Consider the following 16,197-nt stretch of genomic DNA (forward strand, 5'->3'; position numbering starts at 1 on the left):
ACAACGCCAGGATGGGCCTCATGCCCGGTCCCCCGACCCATCCTGCATCCGGTCCCCGCGAGCTGCCCGGCACGGGGCGGACCGCCGTCGTCACCGGCGCCTCCAGCGGCATCGGTGCGGCCACCGCGACCCGCTTGGCGGCAGAGGGCTTCGACGTCGTCCTCGGCGCGCGGCGCATGGACCGGCTGACCGGGCTGGCCGCCTCCATCGGCGCCCGGGCGCTGCCGCTGGACGTCACCGACCCCGACTCGGTGGCGGCGTTCGCCGGCGCCCTGGACCGGGTCGACGTGCTGGTCAACAACGCCGGCGGGGCCTTCGACGCCAACCCCGTGGCCGAGGCCGACCTGGACTCCTGGGCGCGCACCTACGAGGTCAACGTGCTGGGCACCGTCCGGCTGACCAAGGCGTTGCTGCCCGCGCTCATCGCCTCGGGCGCCGGCGACGTGCTGTTCGTGGGCTCAACCGCGGGGCTGGTCAGCTACGAGGGCGGCGCGTCCTACACGGCGGCCAAGCACGGCGTGCACACGCTGGCCGAGACCCTGCGGCTGGAGCTGTTCGACCAGCCGGTGCGGGTGGTCGAGATCGCACCCGGGATGGTGCGGACCGAGGAGTTCGCCCTCAACCGGGTCCAGGACCAGGACCGGGCGGAAGCGGTCTACCGCGGGGTCCGCGAGCCGCTGGTGGCCGAGGACGTCGCCGACTGCATCGCCTGGGCGCTCACCCGCCCGCACCACGTCAACGTCGACCTGCTGGTCGTCCGCCCCCGGGCGCAGGCCGCCCAGCACAAGGTGCACCGGGAGGGCTGAGCCGGTGCTGATCCGTGAGGCGACCGACGGGGACTGGCTGGCTGTCCACCCGTTCTTGCGGGCGGTCGTGGACGCCGGGCACACCTACGCCTACCCCGAGGAGCTCTCCCTGGAGGACGCCCGGCCGCTCTGGATGGAGCAGCCGCCGGGGCGGACCGTGGTCGCGGTAGACGGCGACACCGTGCTCGGCAGCGCCAAGATGGGCCCCAACCGGCCGGGTCGCGGGTCGCACATCGCGACGGCGAGCTTCCTGGTCGACCCGGCCGCGCAGGGGCGCGGTGTGGGCCGTGCACTGGGCGAGCACGTCGTCGGCTGGGCCCGCGACGCCGGCTACCGCGGCATCCAGTTCAACGCCGTGGTCGAGACCAACACCGCCGCGGTCTCGCTGTGGCGGTCGCTGGGGTTCGTCGTCCTCGGCACGGTGCCCGGCGCGTTCCGTCACCCCGAGCACGGCTACGTCGGCCTGCACGTGATGTTCCTCGACCTGACCTGAGCACCCTCTGCCGGGGTTCCTCGTGGGCTGCCGCTGCTGCAGCGCCGGCAGTGCGCGAGGAACGCCGGCAGCGCCGGCCCCGGCGGCCGTCAGGGACGGATCGCGGTGGGCTCGCGCTCCAGGGTCACGCCGAAGCGCTCCTGGACAGCAGCGATGATCTTCTCGGAGAAGGCGAGCAGCTCCTCGGCGGTGGCGCCGGGTTCGGTGGTCAGCGCGAGGCTGTGGCGGGGCGACGTCCCCACGCGTCCGTGGCGGGTGCCGCGACCGAAGCCGGCGTGCTGCACGAGCCAGGCGGCGCTGAGCTTGACCTCACCGTCGCCGGCCGGCCAGCTGGGGCAGCCCTCGACGGCCTGGGTCACCGGGACCACCGGGTTGGTGAAGAACGAGCCCGCGCTGCGGCTGGTGGGGTCGGCGAGGTCCCAGACCATGCCCTTGCCGCGGCGCAGCTCCAGCACCGCGGCGCGGACGTCGGCCAACGGCGCCCGCTCCCCCAGCTCGACGCCGAGGGTGCGCGCCAGCTCGGCGTAGCCCACCGGCCGGGACAGCTCGCTCGGCTCCAGCTCGAAGGAGACGGTCAGGACGACGAACCGGCCGGGCTCGCGCTTGAGCCGGCTGTCCCGGTAGGCGAACCCGCAGTCCTCCGCGGGAAGCACCTGCTCGGCCGACCGCGCGCGGTCCCAGACGCGGACGGCGGTGACGACCTGGCCGACCTCCTGGCCGTAGGCGCCGACGTTCTGCACCGGTGTCGCCCCGGTCGAGCCCGGGATGCCGGACATCGCCTCCATGCCGGCCAGCCGCTGCTCGACGGTGTACGCCACCAGGTCGTCCCAGGGCTCGCCGGCCTGCACGACCAGCCGGCCGCCGTCGCGCTCGACGCCCCGGCTCCGGACCACGACCACGTCACCGGGCCACCCGGCGTCCGGGCCGATCAGGTTGGAGCCGCCGCCGAGGACCAGCAGCGGCCGTCCCGCGTCGTCGGCCTCACGGACGGCGGCAACGAGCTCGTCGGGGTCGGAGACCTCGACCAGCCGGTCGATGGGACCCCCCACGCCGAGGGTCGTCAGCTCCGCGAAGCGGGCGTTGCGTCGGACCTGCACGGCACCACGCTAACCGGGACTAGGCTCTGGGCCGGTGAGCGAGGCAGGAGGCCGACCCCGGAGAGGCGAGGACCACAAGCGCCGGGCCAGCCTCCCCAGGAAGGCCGGTCCGCGGCTGGCCGCCGGCCGGGCCCGCGCCCTGGGCCTGCCGACCCGCGGCACCACCAACGCCAACCGGTTGCGCCGGGCCGACCGCTGGCTGCTGGCCACCCAGATGCCGCGGCTGCGCGACGCCGCCCGGCCGCTCGTCGTCGACCTGGGCTACGGCTCGTCGGCGGTGACCACCCTGGAGCTGGCCGACCGGCTGGGTCCGGAGGTGCACGGCCTCGAGGTCGTCGGCCTGGAGATCGACCCCGAGCGGGTGGCCGCCGTCGCCGCCGACCGCGATCCGCCCCGGGTCGACTTCCGGGTCGGGGGCTTCGAGCTGGCCGGCCTGCGCCCGGTGCTGGTGCGGGCGTTCAACGTGCTGCGCCAGTACGACGAGGAGTCCGCCGCGCAGGCCTGGCAGACGATGTGCGCCGCGCTCGGCCCCGGCGGGCTGCTGGTGGAGGGCACCTGCGACGAGTGGGGACGGCGCTCGGCCTGGGTCGCCCTGGACGCCGACGGACCGCTGACCCTGACGCTGTCGGCCCGGGTGTCCGACCTCGACGAGCCCTCCGACCTCGCCGAGCGGCTGCCCAAGGCGCTGATCCACCACAACGTGCCCGGTCAGCCGGTGCACGAGTTCCTCCGCGCCCTCGACACGGCCTGGGCCACCGCGGCCGGGCTGTCCACCTTCGGCCCGCGCCAGCGCTGGACCGCCGCGGTCGAGGCCCTCGCCGAGCAGGGGTGGCCGTTCGTCGGTTCCAGCCGCCGGTGGCGGCACGGCGAGGTCACCGTGCGCTGGTCCGCCGTCGCCCCGGTCTGAGCCGGCCGGGGAGGCGCGGCCGCAGGAGTGCCCGGCGGCCGGGTCTGATCCGCCTCACGCCTCCCCGGCTGACCTGCACCTCCTCGCCGGCGGGCGGATGAACCTCCCCCAGCGCCCGCGGGAGGTGATCCGATCCGCTACGGTCCGTACTTGCGGGGCGACGCAGTCGGACTGCGGAGGGGGCGGTGCGGGCAGGACCATGCACTGGCTGACCCACGGCCCGAGGCCGTGACCCCCGCCGGTACGGCAGCGGAGTGGCCACGGCGGGTGGCGTCCGTCCTCGCCGAGCCGTCGCGGCTGCGACTGCTCTTCCAGCCGATCGTCGACCTGCAGCGCGGCGTCGTCGCGGGCTACGAGACCCTCGCCCGCTTCTCCGAGCCCGATGGCCGGCCGAGCCGGGTGCCGCCCGACCAGTGGTTCGCCGCTGCGGGCGCCCAGGGCGTCGGTGCGCAGCTGGAGGGCCTCGTCGTCAGGCGCTGCCTGGACCTGCTGCGCACCGTGCCGCCCAACTGCTTCCTCACCGTCAACGTCAGCCCGCACCTGCTCACCGACCCCGAGCTGGCCGAGGCCCTCCTGGCCGTCCAGGACCTCGCGCCCCTCGTCCTCAAGCTGACCGAGCACCAGGACGTGACCGACCTGGACCCCCTCATGGACCTCCGCGACCGGCTGCGCAGCCGGGGCGCGCTCCTCGCGGTCGACGACGCCGGGTCGGGCTACTCGGGCCTCCAGCAGATCGCGGCCATCAAGCCCCAGATGGTCAAGCTGGACCGGGCGATCGTGAACGGGGTGGACGGCGACGAGGTCAAGCTGGCACTCACCGAGCTGCTCGGTGAGTTCGCCGGACGGATCGACGCGTGGCTGCTGGCCGAGGGCATCGAGGCCTGGGGCGAGGTGGAGGCGCTCCTCCGCCTGGGTGTCCCCCTCGGCCAGGGCTGGCTCTTCGGCCGGCCCGGACCCGCCTGGCCCCGGCTCGACCCGGGGACGGCCGCGCCGCTGCGGTTCCGGTCGGCCAGGGCGCGCCTGGTCGAGCACGTGGCCAGCCTGGTCGAGGAGGTGCCCGTCGAGGGCGGCCCGGCCGGTGGCGTGGTGCCCGGTGGCCAGACGGGGCTGCGCGTCGACCCCGGCGGCCGGCCCCAGGCGCTGCTGCTGCCGCGCCGCCGCGGCGACGACGACCCCGGGCACCGGGTCGCCCCGGTGAGCCTCCGCGTCCCCGTCCTCGCGGGGGTCCGCGAGGTGGCCCGACGGGCCGCGGCGCGCCCCGAGCACTCCCGCTTCGACCCCATCGTCTGCGTCGACGACGTCGGCGTCGCGGTCGGCGTCGTCCGCGTGGAACGCCTCCTGCTCAGACTCGCCGCCGATGGGTAGGAGCGAACGGGCACCGCCGGACGGCGGCGCGGCCCGCACTGCCCACCCGTACCACCACTCCGTTCGAGGCACCCGTGAAGCAGTTCTCCTGTGGCGACGTCGTCCCCACCTGCACCCGCACCTTCGTCGCACCCACCGACGAGGAGATCCTCGCCGCCGTGGCCGCGCACGCCCGCGCCGACCACGGCCTCACCGAGATCCCGGCGCACCTGGTCGACGAGGTCCGCAGACGCATCCGCAACGACGCGTGAGGAAGGACCCCCTCCTCCCCGCCCCTCGCGAGCTCGGGGCGGTGCCCTGGAGGGGCCGGGCTGAGAACCGCTCCGGCACCATGGCCGACGTGCCGATCGAGGAGCGCCTGCGGCTCCGCTGCGTCGAGGCCGTCGCTCGGGAGGGCGAGCGGTTCGGCGTCCTCGCCCAGGAGGTCGAGGCCGGGCTGACCGCGGCGCCGGGGCTGCACGCCCCGGTCCCCTGGGTCCCCGCCTGGCGGGTCCGCGACCTCGTCGGCCACCTGGGCGCCGTCCACCGCTGGGCGACCGCCATCGTGCGCGCCGGGACCACCGACCGGCCCGCCGCGCCCCCGCAGCCGCCGGACGACGGCCTGCTCGACTGGTACGCCGCCGGCCTCGCCGACCTGCTGCACGCCCTGCGCAGCACGCCGCCGGACGGCCCCGCCTGGCACATGAGCCCGGCGGCGGAGCGGACGGCCGCCTCCTGGGCCCGCCGGCAGGCGCACGAGCTCGCCGTCCACCGGATGGACCTGGAGGTCGCTGCGGGCGTGCCGGTCACCGACGTCGACCCCGAGCTGGCCGACGACGGCGTCGACGAGGTGCTGCGCGTCGTCGTCCCCCGGTGGGCGCACACCGAGCCGGTGTCCACCGCCACGGCGACCGTCGCGGTGCGCAGCACGGACACCGGCCGGGTGTGGACGGCGCGCGTGACGCAGGGGGACGTCGTCGTGGCCGACGAGGACGCGCAGCGCGTCGACGCGCGGCTCCAGGCGCCCGCCGCCGCCCTGCTCCGGCGACTGTGGGGTCGCCCGGCCGAGGTCGTGGTGACGGGCGACCCGGGCGCCGAGGCGTTGCTGCGCGGCCGCTGACGGCACCGCAGGCGCCCCCGCAGCAACGGCGGGATCGCCGATCTCCTGCGTTCCGGGCGCTCCGACCGTGCGGTGTCGCGGGTACGGCACGATGGCCGACGTGCCTCCCGTCCCGGTGACCCGGTGAGCCGGCGCCGGCAGGCCGAGCCCGTCGTCCCGCCCGGTCCCACGCCCGTCGCCGGCGGCACCGCCGAGCTGCTCGGGGACGCTGACCGCGACGGCTCCTGGGTCCTGATGGTGGACGGCACGCCGCAGTCGCACGTCGACCTCGAGGACCCCACCCACCTGGAGTTCGAGTACGTGCGCCGGATGGGCCACGTGCTCGACCTCGCCGCCGAGGAGGGCCGGCCGATCGACGTCGTGCACCTGGGCGGCGGCGCACTGACGCTGCCCCGGTACGTCGCGGCGACCCGCCCCGGTTCCCGGCAGCGGGTCGTCGAGCTCGACCAGCCGCTCACCGAGCTGGTCCGGGCACACCTGCCGCTGCCGCGCGACGCCCGCGTCCGGGTGCGCGCCGCCGACGCCCGCGAGGGGCTGGCCGCGCTCCCCCGCGCCGGCGCCGACGTCGTCGTCAGCGACGTCTTCGCCGGGGCCCGCACGCCGGGGCACCTGACCAGCGTCGAGTACGCGCAGGAGGCCCACCGGGTGCTGCGGCCCGGCGGCACCTACACCGCCAACGTCGCCGACGGCCCGCCGCTGCGCTTCACGCGCACGCAGGTGGCCACGCTGCGCGCCGTCTTCGCGCACGTGTGCCTGCTCGCCGAGCCCGGCACGCTGCGCGGCCGCCGCTTCGGCAACCTGGTCGCGGTCGCCTCGGACGCCGAGCTCCCGATCCCCGCGCTGGTGCGCCGCTGCGCCGCCGACCCGATGCCGAGCCGGGTGGTCGAGGGCGCCGACCTGGACCGCTTCGCCGGCAGCGCGCAGCCGGTGCACGACGCCGACGCGGTCGCCTCCCCGGAGCCCCCGGAGGGCGTCTTCAGCCGGTGAGCGCGGCCTCGAACGCCGCCAGCGCGCGGTCGTCGAACAGGACGAACCGGACCTCCTGCACGTGCTGGACCTCGACCGCGCGGACACCGGCCACCGCCTGCACCGCGGCGTCCGCCAGCGGCCAGCCGTAGACGCCGGCCGAGATGGCGGGGAAGGCGACCGAGCGGGCCCCGAGGCCGTCGGCCACGCGCAGGCTCTCGGTGCAGCAGGAGCGCAGGACGGCGGAGCGGTCCTGGTCGGCCGACCAGATCGGGCCGGCGGTGTGCACCACCCAGCGGGCCGGGAGCCGGCCGGCCGTCGTCGCGACGGCCCGGCCGCGGGGCAGCCGGCCGCCGGGCAGCCCGGCCTTCAGCGCCCGGCACTCGGCCAGGATCTCGGGGCCACCGGCCGCGTGTATCGCGCCGTCGACCCCGCCGCCGCCGAGCAGTCCGGGGTTGGCCGCGTTGACGACGACGTCGACGTCGGCCTCGGTGATGTCGCCACGGACCGCGCGCAGGAGCACTGCCCGACCGTAGGGTCGGGGACATGACCTCGCCTGCCCGACTTCCCCTCCGCCGCGACACCCACAACAAGGTCATCGCCGGTGTCTGCGCGGGGATCGCCCGGCGCTACGGCATCTCGCCGAGCGGTCTGCGCCTGGCGTTCGTGCTCTCCTGCATCCTGCCCGGCCCGCAGTTCATCGCCTACCTGGTGCTGTGGATCGTGATCCCGAAGGACACCCGGTACTGAGTGCCCCCACGGCTCACCAGCTGTTGCCGCCCCGGCTCAGCCCGCGGACCGCGGGCCGGACGTCGACGAGGTAGACGATCGCGGCGATGACCGCCGGCAGGCCCAGGAAGCTCAGCGGGGTCTGGAAGACGACGATGACCAGGACCGACAGCCCGAGGATGGCGGCCCAGCCTGGCTTGGTGAGCTTGCCCGCCGCGACGTAGCCGGCAGCCGGGCGGATGAGGGCGTCGGCGAGCGCCCACACCGTGAGCGCCAGAGCCGCGTAGAAGAGCACCGCGTACACGGCACCCTGGAAGCTCAGCATGCCCGGGAGGGTACCCGCCGGCGCGCTCCCGGCCGTGGTCCTGCGACCCCTCCGGGGGAGTCCCGGACGCGACAGGGCCCCGGAGCGCTGTGCGCGGCTCCGGGGCCCTGGGACCGGGGCGGCCTCCCTGCAGGGTCCCGCCGCGAGCTTGCGAGCGGTGGGGGCAGGGAGGTCCTTCGTCAGTCGTTGCGCTTGGTGGTGCGGGTCACCCGGGCGGAGGTGCCGGCCGGAGCCGACTTCCGCGCCGCGGAGGTCTTCTTGGCCGCGGCGGGCTTGCGAGCCGGCTTGGCCTCGGGCTCCTCGGCCGCCTCGAGGGTGGCCTTGGCCTGCTCGGCGGCCTCGTGGGTGGCCTCCTCGGCCTGGTCGATGACCTTCTCGGCCTTCGCCGCGGTCTTCTGCGCGATGGAGGTGACCTCGTTCGAGGCCTCGGCGACGGTCTCGGCGGTCTCCTCGAGCACGTCCTCGAGGGCGTCCTCGACGGCGTCCACCGCACGCTCCGCGCGGCCGACGACCTTGCGGACGACGGGCTGGCGGCGCAGCTCCTCGACGACCTCGGCACCGCGGACGGCGAGGGTCTCGATGGTGGCGACGGTCTGCGTGCGAGCGGTGCTCACCAGGCCGGCCACCGTGCTCGCGACGACGTCGGGACGGACGGCGGTGGCGACCTGCTGGGCCGACGTGCGCGCGGTCCAGACGGCCTCCTCGGCGCGGGTGCGGGCCTCCTTGGCGGCCAGGTCGACCTGCACCTGGGCCTCGCCGGGCAGGGCCTCGACGCGCGAACGCAGGGTGCCGACGACGGCGCGGGTGCGCTCGACGGCCAGGTCGCCGGCGCCGACGGCGGCCAGCAGGACCTGCTTGTTCTGCACGGCGACGGTCTCGCCGTACTTCTTCAACGTGTCGGTGGCGGTCATGCCGACTCCTTCGTGGAACGGTTCGGGGTGGGGTCAGTGGGGTCTGCCGGGGTGGACGCGCTCGTGGCGTGCTCCCGGACGTAGGTCCCGTACAGCTCGAGCAGCACGGCCTTGTGCCGCTCGGAGAGCGACTGGTCGGCACGGATGGCCGCCACGGTGTCCGGGTTGCCGTCGCGGCGGTCGAGGATCCCGGCCTGCTCGTAGAGCGTCTCGGCGGAGATCTTCAGACCCTTGGCGATCGCCGCGAGGATCTCCGCCGACGGCTTGCGCAGCCCTCGCTCCACCTGCGACAGGTAGGGGTTGCTCACCCCCGCCGTGCGGGCGAGCTCGCGGAGGGACACCCGGGCGGCGCTGCGCTGCTCGCGGATGAACTCCCCGACCTGGGAACCGGTGGCCGAGACCTTGGAGCGCTCGGCGGCGACCGTCTCGGCGACGCTGCCCGCGAGCTGGTCCACCACGCCGCGGACGGTGGTCACCTGTCCGCGGACGAAGTCCCCCGGGTTCTGCACACCTCGACGCTAGGCCCGGGTGCTAGCTCTTGCAAGCGGAGGAGCTGGCAGTCGGGTGTGAGACGCCTCACCTCCGGCGTGTCGGTTCACCTCAGCAGCGCAGCGGCCGCTCGCACCTCTCCGACCACGCCGGCCCCGCCGGAGACCGGCGTCAGCGACCAGGGGCTCAGCTGCTCGGCCGGGACGCCGAGGCGCAGCAGCCCGGCGCACAGCGCGGGCGCGCGGCCGCGGTCGCCGCCGTCGTCGAGCTTCAGCGCGACCGCGCCGCGGCCCGGCAGGGCGGCGACGTGCACGCCGTCGGCCCCGCCCTTGACCAGCAGGCCGTCGACGGCGCACATGAGGTCGGTGTCCTCCCGGCCGGTGCCCGCCACGAACCAGGGGTGCGCCCGCATCGCGTCGGCGACCGCCCGGTCGTGCGCGCCGGCCGCGGCCTCGACCAGCGAGGACACCCCCCGTGCCAGGCCCGTCAGCGGCAGCCCGTGCTGCGGGGCCCCGCAGCCGTCGACGACGACCGCCGCCACCGGCGTGCCCGCCGCCTCGCCGAGCCGGGCCTCGACCGCCTGCTGCAGCGGGTGCTCGCGCTCGAGGTACCCGTCCGTGGGCCAGCCGGCGGCGACGCAGGCCGACAGCATCGCCGCGTGCTTGCCGGAGCAGTTCATCGCCAGCCGCTCCGGCGCCCGGCCGGCGGCCAGCCAGGCCGCGAAGTCGGGATCGTGCAGCGGCAGCGCCGGCGGGCAGCCGAGGTCGTCGGGCGAGAGACCCGCGGCCGCGAGCATCCCGGCGACCAGCTCACGGTGGCCGTCCTCGCCGGAGTGCGAGCCGGCGCCGATGGCCAGCTCCTCCCCCGAGCGCGGCGTCCAGCCGGCGGCCAGCAGCGCGGTCGCCTGCACCGGCTTGTTCGCCGACCGCGGCAGCACCGGACGGTCGACGTCCCCGACCGCGTGCAGCACCGCACCGTCGGGGCCGACGACGACCAGCGAGCCGCGGTGCACCGACTCCAGGAACCCCGAGCGCCACACCTCGACCAGCACCGGGTTGTCCGGCCAAGGCGACGTGCTGGAACGGCCCCGCTGCAGGGCCCCACCGCGAGCCTGCGAGTGGTGGGGGGCAGCGGGGTCCTTCACCTGCCCTCGTCGGCGAGCAGCGCGGCGACGTCGGCCTCGCCGTTGCGGTACCGGCGGCCCAGCTCGGCGGCCAGCCCGTCCATGACCTGCTGCACACCGCGGCGCCGCTCGGACAGCGACCCCTCGGCGGCGGCCAGCGCGCGGGCGGCCCGCTCCAGCTCGGCGTCGGACAGCTCGGGGACCGCGGACAGGTCGACCCCCGGGGTCAGCGACTTGACCCAGCTCTCGTACTCCTCGGGCGCCGCCGGCTGCACGGTCTGGTGGCGGCCCAGGCCGTGCGCAGGACCGCGGCCCTTCTCGGCGAGGATCTCCGGCAGCAGGTCGACCAGCGACCGGCCGTCGTGCTCGGCGCGGCGCTGCAGCTCGCGGCGCACGATGTCCAGCCGGCCCTGCAGCAGCCGCCGGGTGTAGGAGAGGTTGACCTCCTCCTGCTCGGCCTGGCGGCGGAGCCGGCGGACGTCGGCCATCGGCCGCTGCACTGCGGCCTCGAGGAAACCGGGGTCGAGCAGCGCGTCGACGGCGGCGCCGCCGGCGCGGGTCGGTTCGGGGGTCACGAGCGGGCCTCTCCGGTGGGTCGAGCGGTCACCGGGGGATGGTCCCAGACCGGACGGCCTGGACCCGGTCACGCGCCGCAGCGACCGTGTCGTCGAGGGTGACCGGGGCGTCGTCGGGGTCGATCGCGGCGCGGGCGCCGGCCACGGTGAGCTCGGCGTCCATCGCGACCGACTGCTTCACCAGCGCCAGCGCCACGACGCCGAGCTCGTGGTGGCGGACGACGGAGCCGACCCGGCCGACGTCGCGCGCGCCGAGCTGCACCGGCGTCCCGGCCTCCGGGAGCTGCTCGGCCAGGCCATCGAGGTGCAGCAGCACCAGCCGCCGCGGCGGGCGGCCCAGGTTGTGCACGCGGGCCACGGTCTCCTGGCCGCGGTAGCAGCCCTTGGCCAGGTGGACGGCGCTGGTCAGCCAGCCGGTCTCGTTGGGGATGGTGCGGTGGTCGGTGTCGACGCCCAGGCGCGGACGGCGGGCCTCGACCCGCAGCGCCTCGTAGGCGTCCACCCCGGCGGGCGCGGCCCCCGCAGCCAGCAGCGCGTCGGCGCGGGCGGCCAGCTCGCCGCGCGGCACCAGCAGGTCGACGACGGGGGCGCCGTCCCCGATCGGGGGCATCCGGCGCACCCACCCGCCGCCGTCCAGGGCGAGCACCGCGTACGGCAGGGCGGGAACGGGCAGGCCGGCGGCGGCGAGCACCTCGTCGCCGCGGGGGCCGGCCAGCGACAGCAGCGCCCACGCACCGGTCACCAGCGCCGGCTCGACGCGGAGCAGGAACCGCATCCGCTCCAGGTACGTCTGCAGCGCCGCGCCGGTGCCCGGCTCCACGTCGACCCAGGTGCTGCCCGCCAGCTCGGCGAGGACCAGGTGGTGCTCGACGTGCCCGTTCGGGGACAGCTCCAGGGCCTCCGCGCCGACGCCGTCGCCGAGCTGCTCGAGGTGCTGGGTCAGCAGGCTGTGCAGCCAGGTCAGCCGGTCGGCACCGGGGACGACGAGCACGTCGCGGTCGCTGCGGTCGACCAGGCCGGCGCCCTCGGCGAGCTCGCGCTGCTCGCGGAGCGGGCTGCCGTAGTGCGCCGGGACGGACCCGTCCTCCACGGGGACGGCACCGGGGCGCGACAGCAGGGGGCTGGGGGTGGACATCAGGACTCCGATCCGGCTCGTTCGCGGCACGCGCGGCACGTCCCCGACAGCGCGACGTGCCCCACGTCCAGCTGGAAACCGAGATCGGCCGCCAGACGTTCCGCGGCGCCGTCGAGCAGTGCCGGGTCGACCGAGGAGATCTCCCCGCAGCCGGCGCACACCACGTGCAGGTGCGGGTGCTCGGCGGCGTGGTAGACCGGCGCGCCCTTGCCGAGGTGGGTGTGCCACACCAGCCGGAGCCGCTCGAGCAGCTCGAGGTTGCGGTAGACCGTCGAGGTGTCCGGCGCCGCGCCGTCCGGGCCGGCCTCCTCGCGCAGCCGGGTGGCGATCTCCTCGGGGGTGGCGTGCTCGAGTGCGGCGACCGCGGCGAGCACCCGCTGGCGCTGGGTGGTCAGCCGCAGCCCGCGGGCGCGCAGGCGCTCGGCCAGCGGCTGGTCACCCGACGGCAGGGCGTCGGAGGGCGGGTGCGGGGCGGGCACGCCGTCGAGCCTATGCCCGGGCCAGAGCGCTCAGATCGGTCAGCAGGTCGGCGTAGCCGGTTGCCGGGATGCCGTCCACGCTGAGCCCCGGCACCCCGGTGACGCCGTCGATCGCGCCGGCCGCGGTGGCGGCCCCGAGCACCCGGGCGTCGACGCGCGGATCCAGCAGCGCGACCAGGGCGTTCCGGTGCCGGGGGGCCAGCCGCGCCAGCCCGGCGACCAGTCCGGAGCAGCCCCAGTTGGAGGTGCCGGCGACGACGAGGGCGTCAACGGGCACCCGGCAGGCGATCCGGTCGCCGTGCGCGATGCAGGCGGCGACGACGTCGGCGGGCACGTTGCCCATGCCGATCTCGTTGCCGCCGTCGCCCACCGCCCCGGTGACCAGGCCCGGCAGGGCGAACGCCGCGTGCAGCGGGGCGGTGGAGCCGGTGACGTCGACGCCGCGCATCGTCAGCACCCGCCCGTCCGCAGCCGGCCCCAGCCGCTCCACCGCGACCAGGTGCGAGAGGCCGAGCGCGGCCACCCGCGCCCGGACCCGCCCCTCGTCCGCGGCCACCGGCAGCACCTCCGGCCGCCCGGCGCCGAGCACCTCCAGGCAGGCGGCGGTCACCTGCGCGCACGGCTCGTCGGTGAGCACCACCGGCTCGGCGCCGAGCACGGCCAGCGCGGCGGCCAGGACGGCGGTGCCGACCGGACCGTCGGTCTCGGCCGCCGGGACGGGCGCCCAGGCGATGTGCACGCCGGTGACCAGGCCGACGCGGCTGCCGGCGCGACCGGCCGCGGCGAGCTCCTCCGCCAGCCGGGCGAACTGCCCGGGGACGGCGGCGGCCAGCCCGGTGACGTCGCGGGCGCCGGGGCGCAGCAGCGCCCGCTCGACGTCCGCGAGCGCGCTGCTCACGCCACCGGCGGGCGGGCCTCCGCGAGCACCCGCTGCAGCGAGGCCAGGTACCGGTCGGGCACCGAGTGGTCGCCGCGCGGCGGCAGGAAGCCCTCGACGGTGGCACCGGTGACCGCGGCGAACGACGCGGCCTCCGCCCCCAGCGCCCGGACGACGGCGTGGTCGCCCCACGCGGTGCTCCGCGCGAGGTGGGCCATCGCGGCGGCGCTCTCGGCCCGCTCCCCCACGCAGTCGAACGGCTTCTCCGTGGCCCACAGCCGCCGGAAGCCGTCGGCCAGCGAGGGGTCGGCCAGCGGGTCGCCGCCGAACATCGCGCGGGCCTCCTCCGGGGTCAGGAAGACCGCGAAGCACAGGAAGGTGAACAGGCACTTGTCGCAGTGCAGGCACCAGCGCTGCGTGGCCTCGCCGCCCATGTGCGCCTGCGTGTAGCTGCGGTTGCAGCTGAGGATCTCGCCGCGCAGGTCCGGCAGGTCGGCCACCGCGGCGACCGTCGCCAGCTCCGAGAGCTGCCGGGTCAGGCTGAAGTAGCCGACGCCCACCTCCGCTCCTGCGGCGGCGAACAGCCGCTCGAACTCGTAGGACTTCGAGTACTGGTGGTTCACCCGCGCGCCGTTGATGGTCAGCGTCTCCTCGTCGGCGGAGCGCTCGTTGGCGAAGACCACCGGGTCGAACCCACCGAGGACGGCGACCAGCGTGGAGATCGCCGAGTTGATCGCGGTGACCGGCACGTGCCCGTTCAGCCCCCCGGCCCGGGTGCGCTCGCCCAGCAGCGGGTCCAGCCGCCGGCGGACGCCGATCAGCCGGACGCCGGCGGCGCGGGTCACGTCGCGCTGGGCGTCGGTCGGGTTGACCGCCAGCGCGGTGGCCGGGGTGACGACGACCAGCGCCAGCGCGGAGTCCTTGCCGCCGCCGACCGGCAGCAGCGCCTCGCGCCCGCCGCCCTCCGCCGGCGCCGGCAGGTCGTCGGTGAGCTCCAGGTCGAAGGCGACCTCGTGCGGCACCGGCAGCCGGTTGACCGCCGCGAACTCGCCCAGCCCGTGCGTGTACGCCGCCTCCGCGACGGCGGCCTGCGCCTTGGTCACCGGCCGCTCGACGACGACCCGGCCGGGGGCGCGCAGCTTGTAGTAGCTGGTGCCCATGACCAGGTGCACCAGGTCCAGGGCGGCGTCCACCCGCGCCGGGTCGGCGCCGGCGACCAGGCCCGGGTCCAGGGTGAGCCGCTCGGTGAACTCGTCGCCGGCCAGCCGGTAGGTGAAGGCGGCCTCGCCCGTGGCGGGGTCCAGCGAGCGACCGGCGACGACGAAGGCGTCCTGCTCAGACACGCTGGGCTCCGGCGTCGAGGAGGATCTGCTCATAGGTCCGTGCCAACTCCTCGTAGTTGCGGAAGCGGTTGTAGCTGGGGGCGCCCGGCGAGAGCAGCACCAGACCGCCCGGCCGGGCGGTGCGCAGCGCCTCGGCGACGGCGTCGGCCAGGGAGCCGGTCTCGGTGACCGGCGCGGCGACGCCGGCGGCGGCCGCGGCGGCACGCAGGTCGGCGGCGAAGCGGGCGCCGGTGTCCGGGATCGTCAGCACCTGCACCGTCCCGCCGCGGGCGACGACCGCCGCGGCGAGGTCGGTGTAGTCCAGCCCGCGGTCCTGCCCCCCGGCGATCAGCGTGACCTGCTGCCCGGCGAAGGCGTCGATGGCGGCGCGCACCGACACCGGGGTGGTGCTCAGCGCGTCGTCGACGAACGTGACGCCGTCCCGCGTGGCCACCGGCGAGAGCCGGTGCGGCAGCGCCCGGAAACCGGCGACGGCGCGGCGGACGGCCTCGGCGGACCGGTCGAGGTCCACGCCCATCCGGACGCAGGCGGCCAGCGCGACGTGCAGGTTGGCGACGTTGTGCACGCCCGAGAGCCGCTCGAGCGGGAAGCCGGCCAGCCGCGCCTCGGGAACGAGCTCGGCCGGGTCGACCAGCACGGCCGGGTCGAGGTGCTGTTCGGCGATCGACCGGGCCTGCGCGCTGACGACGACCGACTCCGGCCCGCAGCCGGCGAAGACGTGCAGCTTGTCGCGGTAGTACGTCTCGACGTCGCCGTGCCAGTCCAGGTGCTCGGGGGCCAGCGAGGTCACCGCGCCCCAACCGGACCAGCCCTCGACCGCGGCCGCCTGGTAGCTGGACACCTCGACCACCAGCGGGGTGCCCTCGGCGACGGCGTCGTCGAGGAGGACGTCGAGCAGCGGGGTGCCGATGTTGCCGGCGTGCACCGCCGGCCGGCTGGCCGCGGTCAGCACGGCGGCGGCCAGCGCGCTGGTGGTGCTCTTGCCCTTGGTGCCCGTGACGCAGAGCGTCGGCACGTCGCGGGCGGCGAACTCGGCCAGGGCCACGCCGGTGCCGGAGGTGAGGGTGGTCCGGGCGGCCAGCGCGCGGGCGTCCTCGCGGTAGGGGCTGATGCCCGGCGAGCGGAACACCACGGCGCAGCCGGCGAGTTCGGCGACGTCGCTGCCGGCCTGCACGCCCGGTGGCAGGTCCACCGGCGGGACGGCGTCGACGACCACGACTCCCGCCGCGCGGGCGGTCAGCGCGGCACGCACCGCGGCCCGCCCCTCGCGCCCGTGACCCCAGACCCCGACCCGGCGCCCGGCCAGCTCGGCGAGCCTCACCGGCCGTCCCGGGACGGCCGTGCAGCGCGGTGGGTCACGGCGCCCACTGTACGGAGCGGGGGCCCGCCGGACGGCGCGCGCGGCGGGCCGCCGGTAGGGTCCCCGGAGGTGCGCCGGGAAGTCTGGTCGGCAGGTCCTCCGTCGACGACCCGTTGGG

At 76.4% G+C, this 16,197-nt stretch carries 20 protein-coding genes; 8 read left to right on the forward strand and 12 right to left on the reverse strand.

Going from position 1 to position 16,197, the window contains the following annotated elements; all coding sequences use genetic code 11:
• Positions 1-20: 20 nt before the first annotated feature.
• Positions 21-806 carry an SDR family oxidoreductase gene (locus GOBS_RS22580; RefSeq protein WP_012950582.1) on the forward strand — a complete coding sequence of 262 codons (786 nt, stop codon included), beginning with the start codon at positions 21-23 and terminating at the stop codon, positions 804-806.
• A 4-nt stretch (positions 807-810) separates the two neighbouring features.
• Complete coding sequence (locus tag GOBS_RS22585; RefSeq protein ID WP_012950583.1) at positions 811-1,299, forward strand: GNAT family N-acetyltransferase; 489 nt, start codon at positions 811-813, stop codon at positions 1,297-1,299.
• 89 nt (positions 1,300-1,388) lie between these two features.
• Here the strand turns inward: GOBS_RS22585 and GOBS_RS22590 are convergent, their stop codons facing one another.
• Positions 1,389-2,396: a UDP-N-acetylmuramate dehydrogenase gene (locus tag GOBS_RS22590; protein ID WP_012950584.1), complete on the reverse strand. Its 1,008-nt coding sequence runs from the start codon at positions 2,394-2,396 to the stop codon at positions 1,389-1,391.
• 34 nt (positions 2,397-2,430) lie between these two features.
• Between GOBS_RS22590 and GOBS_RS22595 the strand changes: the two genes are divergently transcribed.
• From GOBS_RS22595 to GOBS_RS22610, 5 genes are all read left to right on the forward strand, one after another.
• Positions 2,431-3,303: a class I SAM-dependent methyltransferase gene (locus GOBS_RS22595; protein WP_012950585.1), complete on the forward strand. Its 873-nt coding sequence runs from the start codon at positions 2,431-2,433 to the stop codon at positions 3,301-3,303.
• A 267-nt stretch (positions 3,304-3,570) separates the two neighbouring features.
• Positions 3,571-4,668: an EAL domain-containing protein gene (locus GOBS_RS22600; protein WP_166487487.1), complete on the forward strand. Its 1,098-nt coding sequence runs from the start codon at positions 3,571-3,573 to the stop codon at positions 4,666-4,668.
• Between the two features lie 74 nt (positions 4,669-4,742).
• Entirely contained in the window at positions 4,743-4,919 is a 177-nt protein-coding gene (locus GOBS_RS26635) for a DUF1059 domain-containing protein (RefSeq protein WP_012950587.1), read from the forward strand.
• An 89-nt stretch (positions 4,920-5,008) separates the two neighbouring features.
• Entirely contained in the window at positions 5,009-5,767 is a 759-nt protein-coding gene (locus GOBS_RS22605) for a maleylpyruvate isomerase N-terminal domain-containing protein (protein ID WP_166487488.1), read from the forward strand.
• Positions 5,768-5,890: 123 nt separating this feature from the next.
• Positions 5,891-6,754: a spermidine synthase gene (locus GOBS_RS22610; RefSeq protein ID WP_012950589.1), complete on the forward strand. Its 864-nt coding sequence runs from the start codon at positions 5,891-5,893 to the stop codon at positions 6,752-6,754.
• Here the strand turns inward: GOBS_RS22610 and GOBS_RS22615 are convergent.
• The gene (locus GOBS_RS22615) at positions 6,744-7,256 is read right to left on the reverse strand and encodes an O-acetyl-ADP-ribose deacetylase (protein WP_012950590.1); all 513 of its coding nucleotides are present in this window, start codon (positions 7,254-7,256) and stop codon (positions 6,744-6,746) included. The genes GOBS_RS22610 and GOBS_RS22615 overlap by 11 nt on opposite strands.
• A gap of 23 nt (positions 7,257-7,279) precedes the next feature.
• Here GOBS_RS22615 and GOBS_RS22620 point away from each other — a divergent pair, with 23 nt between their 5' ends.
• Complete coding sequence (locus tag GOBS_RS22620; RefSeq protein WP_012950591.1) at positions 7,280-7,483, forward strand: PspC domain-containing protein; 204 nt, start codon at positions 7,280-7,282, stop codon at positions 7,481-7,483.
• Positions 7,484-7,496: 13 nt separating this feature from the next.
• Here GOBS_RS22620 and GOBS_RS22625 read toward each other — a convergent pair whose 3' ends face one another.
• From GOBS_RS22625 to murD, 10 genes are all read right to left on the reverse strand, one after another.
• Positions 7,497-7,787: a DUF2516 family protein gene (locus GOBS_RS22625; protein WP_012950592.1), complete on the reverse strand. Its 291-nt coding sequence runs from the start codon at positions 7,785-7,787 to the stop codon at positions 7,497-7,499.
• Positions 7,788-7,966: 179 nt separating this feature from the next.
• Entirely contained in the window at positions 7,967-8,698 is a 732-nt protein-coding gene (locus tag GOBS_RS22630; protein ID WP_012950593.1) for a hypothetical protein, read from the reverse strand.
• The gene (locus tag GOBS_RS22635; RefSeq protein ID WP_012950594.1) at positions 8,695-9,207 is read right to left on the reverse strand and encodes a helix-turn-helix domain-containing protein; all 513 of its coding nucleotides are present in this window, start codon (positions 9,205-9,207) and stop codon (positions 8,695-8,697) included. Before GOBS_RS22635 ends, GOBS_RS22630 begins: the two co-directional genes overlap by 4 nt.
• Positions 9,208-9,293: 86 nt before the next feature.
• Positions 9,294-10,238 (reverse strand): asparaginase, encoded by a 945-nt coding sequence (locus GOBS_RS22640; protein WP_041241632.1) that lies wholly within the window; start codon positions 10,236-10,238, stop codon positions 9,294-9,296.
• A gap of 89 nt (positions 10,239-10,327) precedes the next feature.
• Positions 10,328-10,885, reverse strand: coding sequence for an RsiG family protein (locus GOBS_RS22645; RefSeq protein WP_012950596.1), 558 nt, complete (start codon positions 10,883-10,885; stop codon positions 10,328-10,330).
• A gap of 28 nt (positions 10,886-10,913) precedes the next feature.
• Positions 10,914-12,020, reverse strand: a complete 1,107-nt coding sequence (gene ygfZ, locus GOBS_RS22650) for a CAF17-like 4Fe-4S cluster assembly/insertion protein YgfZ (protein ID WP_012950597.1) — start codon at positions 12,018-12,020, stop codon at positions 10,914-10,916.
• Entirely contained in the window at positions 12,020-12,499 is a 480-nt protein-coding gene (locus tag GOBS_RS22655; protein ID WP_012950598.1) for a Fur family transcriptional regulator, read from the reverse strand. The genes ygfZ and GOBS_RS22655 overlap by 1 nt, the downstream gene beginning before the upstream one ends.
• A gap of 10 nt (positions 12,500-12,509) precedes the next feature.
• Positions 12,510-13,397, reverse strand: coding sequence for a glutamate cyclase domain-containing protein (locus GOBS_RS22660; protein WP_012950599.1), 888 nt, complete (start codon positions 13,395-13,397; stop codon positions 12,510-12,512).
• Entirely contained in the window at positions 13,394-14,719 is a 1,326-nt protein-coding gene (locus tag GOBS_RS27805) for a MurL-like N-terminal domain-containing (RefSeq protein ID WP_012950600.1), read from the reverse strand. The genes GOBS_RS22660 and GOBS_RS27805 overlap by 4 nt, the downstream gene beginning before the upstream one ends.
• Positions 14,712-16,040 (reverse strand): UDP-N-acetylmuramoyl-L-alanine--D-glutamate ligase, encoded by a 1,329-nt coding sequence (gene murD / locus GOBS_RS22670; RefSeq protein WP_012950601.1) that lies wholly within the window; start codon positions 16,038-16,040, stop codon positions 14,712-14,714. Before murD ends, GOBS_RS27805 begins: the two co-directional genes overlap by 8 nt.
• Positions 16,041-16,197 lie beyond the last annotated feature (157 nt).

The organism is Geodermatophilus obscurus DSM 43160 (genome assembly GCF_000025345.1).
Lineage (GTDB): Bacteria > Actinomycetota > Actinomycetes > Mycobacteriales > Geodermatophilaceae > Geodermatophilus > Geodermatophilus obscurus.

Bases quoted from the DNA above. Each gene is read 5' to 3' on its own strand.
- GOBS_RS22580 (WP_012950582.1), top strand. From the start codon at position 21: ATGCCCGGTCCCCCGACCCATCCTGCATCCGGTCCCCGCGAGCTGCCC.
- GOBS_RS22620 (WP_012950591.1), top strand. From the start codon at position 7,280: ATGACCTCGCCTGCCCGACTTCCCCTCCGCCGCGACACCCACAACAAG.
- GOBS_RS22625 (WP_012950592.1), bottom strand. From the start codon at position 7,787: ATGCTGAGCTTCCAGGGTGCCGTGTACGCGGTGCTCTTCTACGCGGCT.
- GOBS_RS22630 (WP_012950593.1), bottom strand. From the start codon at position 8,698: ATGACCGCCACCGACACGTTGAAGAAGTACGGCGAGACCGTCGCCGTG.
- ygfZ (WP_012950597.1), bottom strand. From the start codon at position 12,020: ATGTCCACCCCCAGCCCCCTGCTGTCGCGCCCCGGTGCCGTCCCCGTG.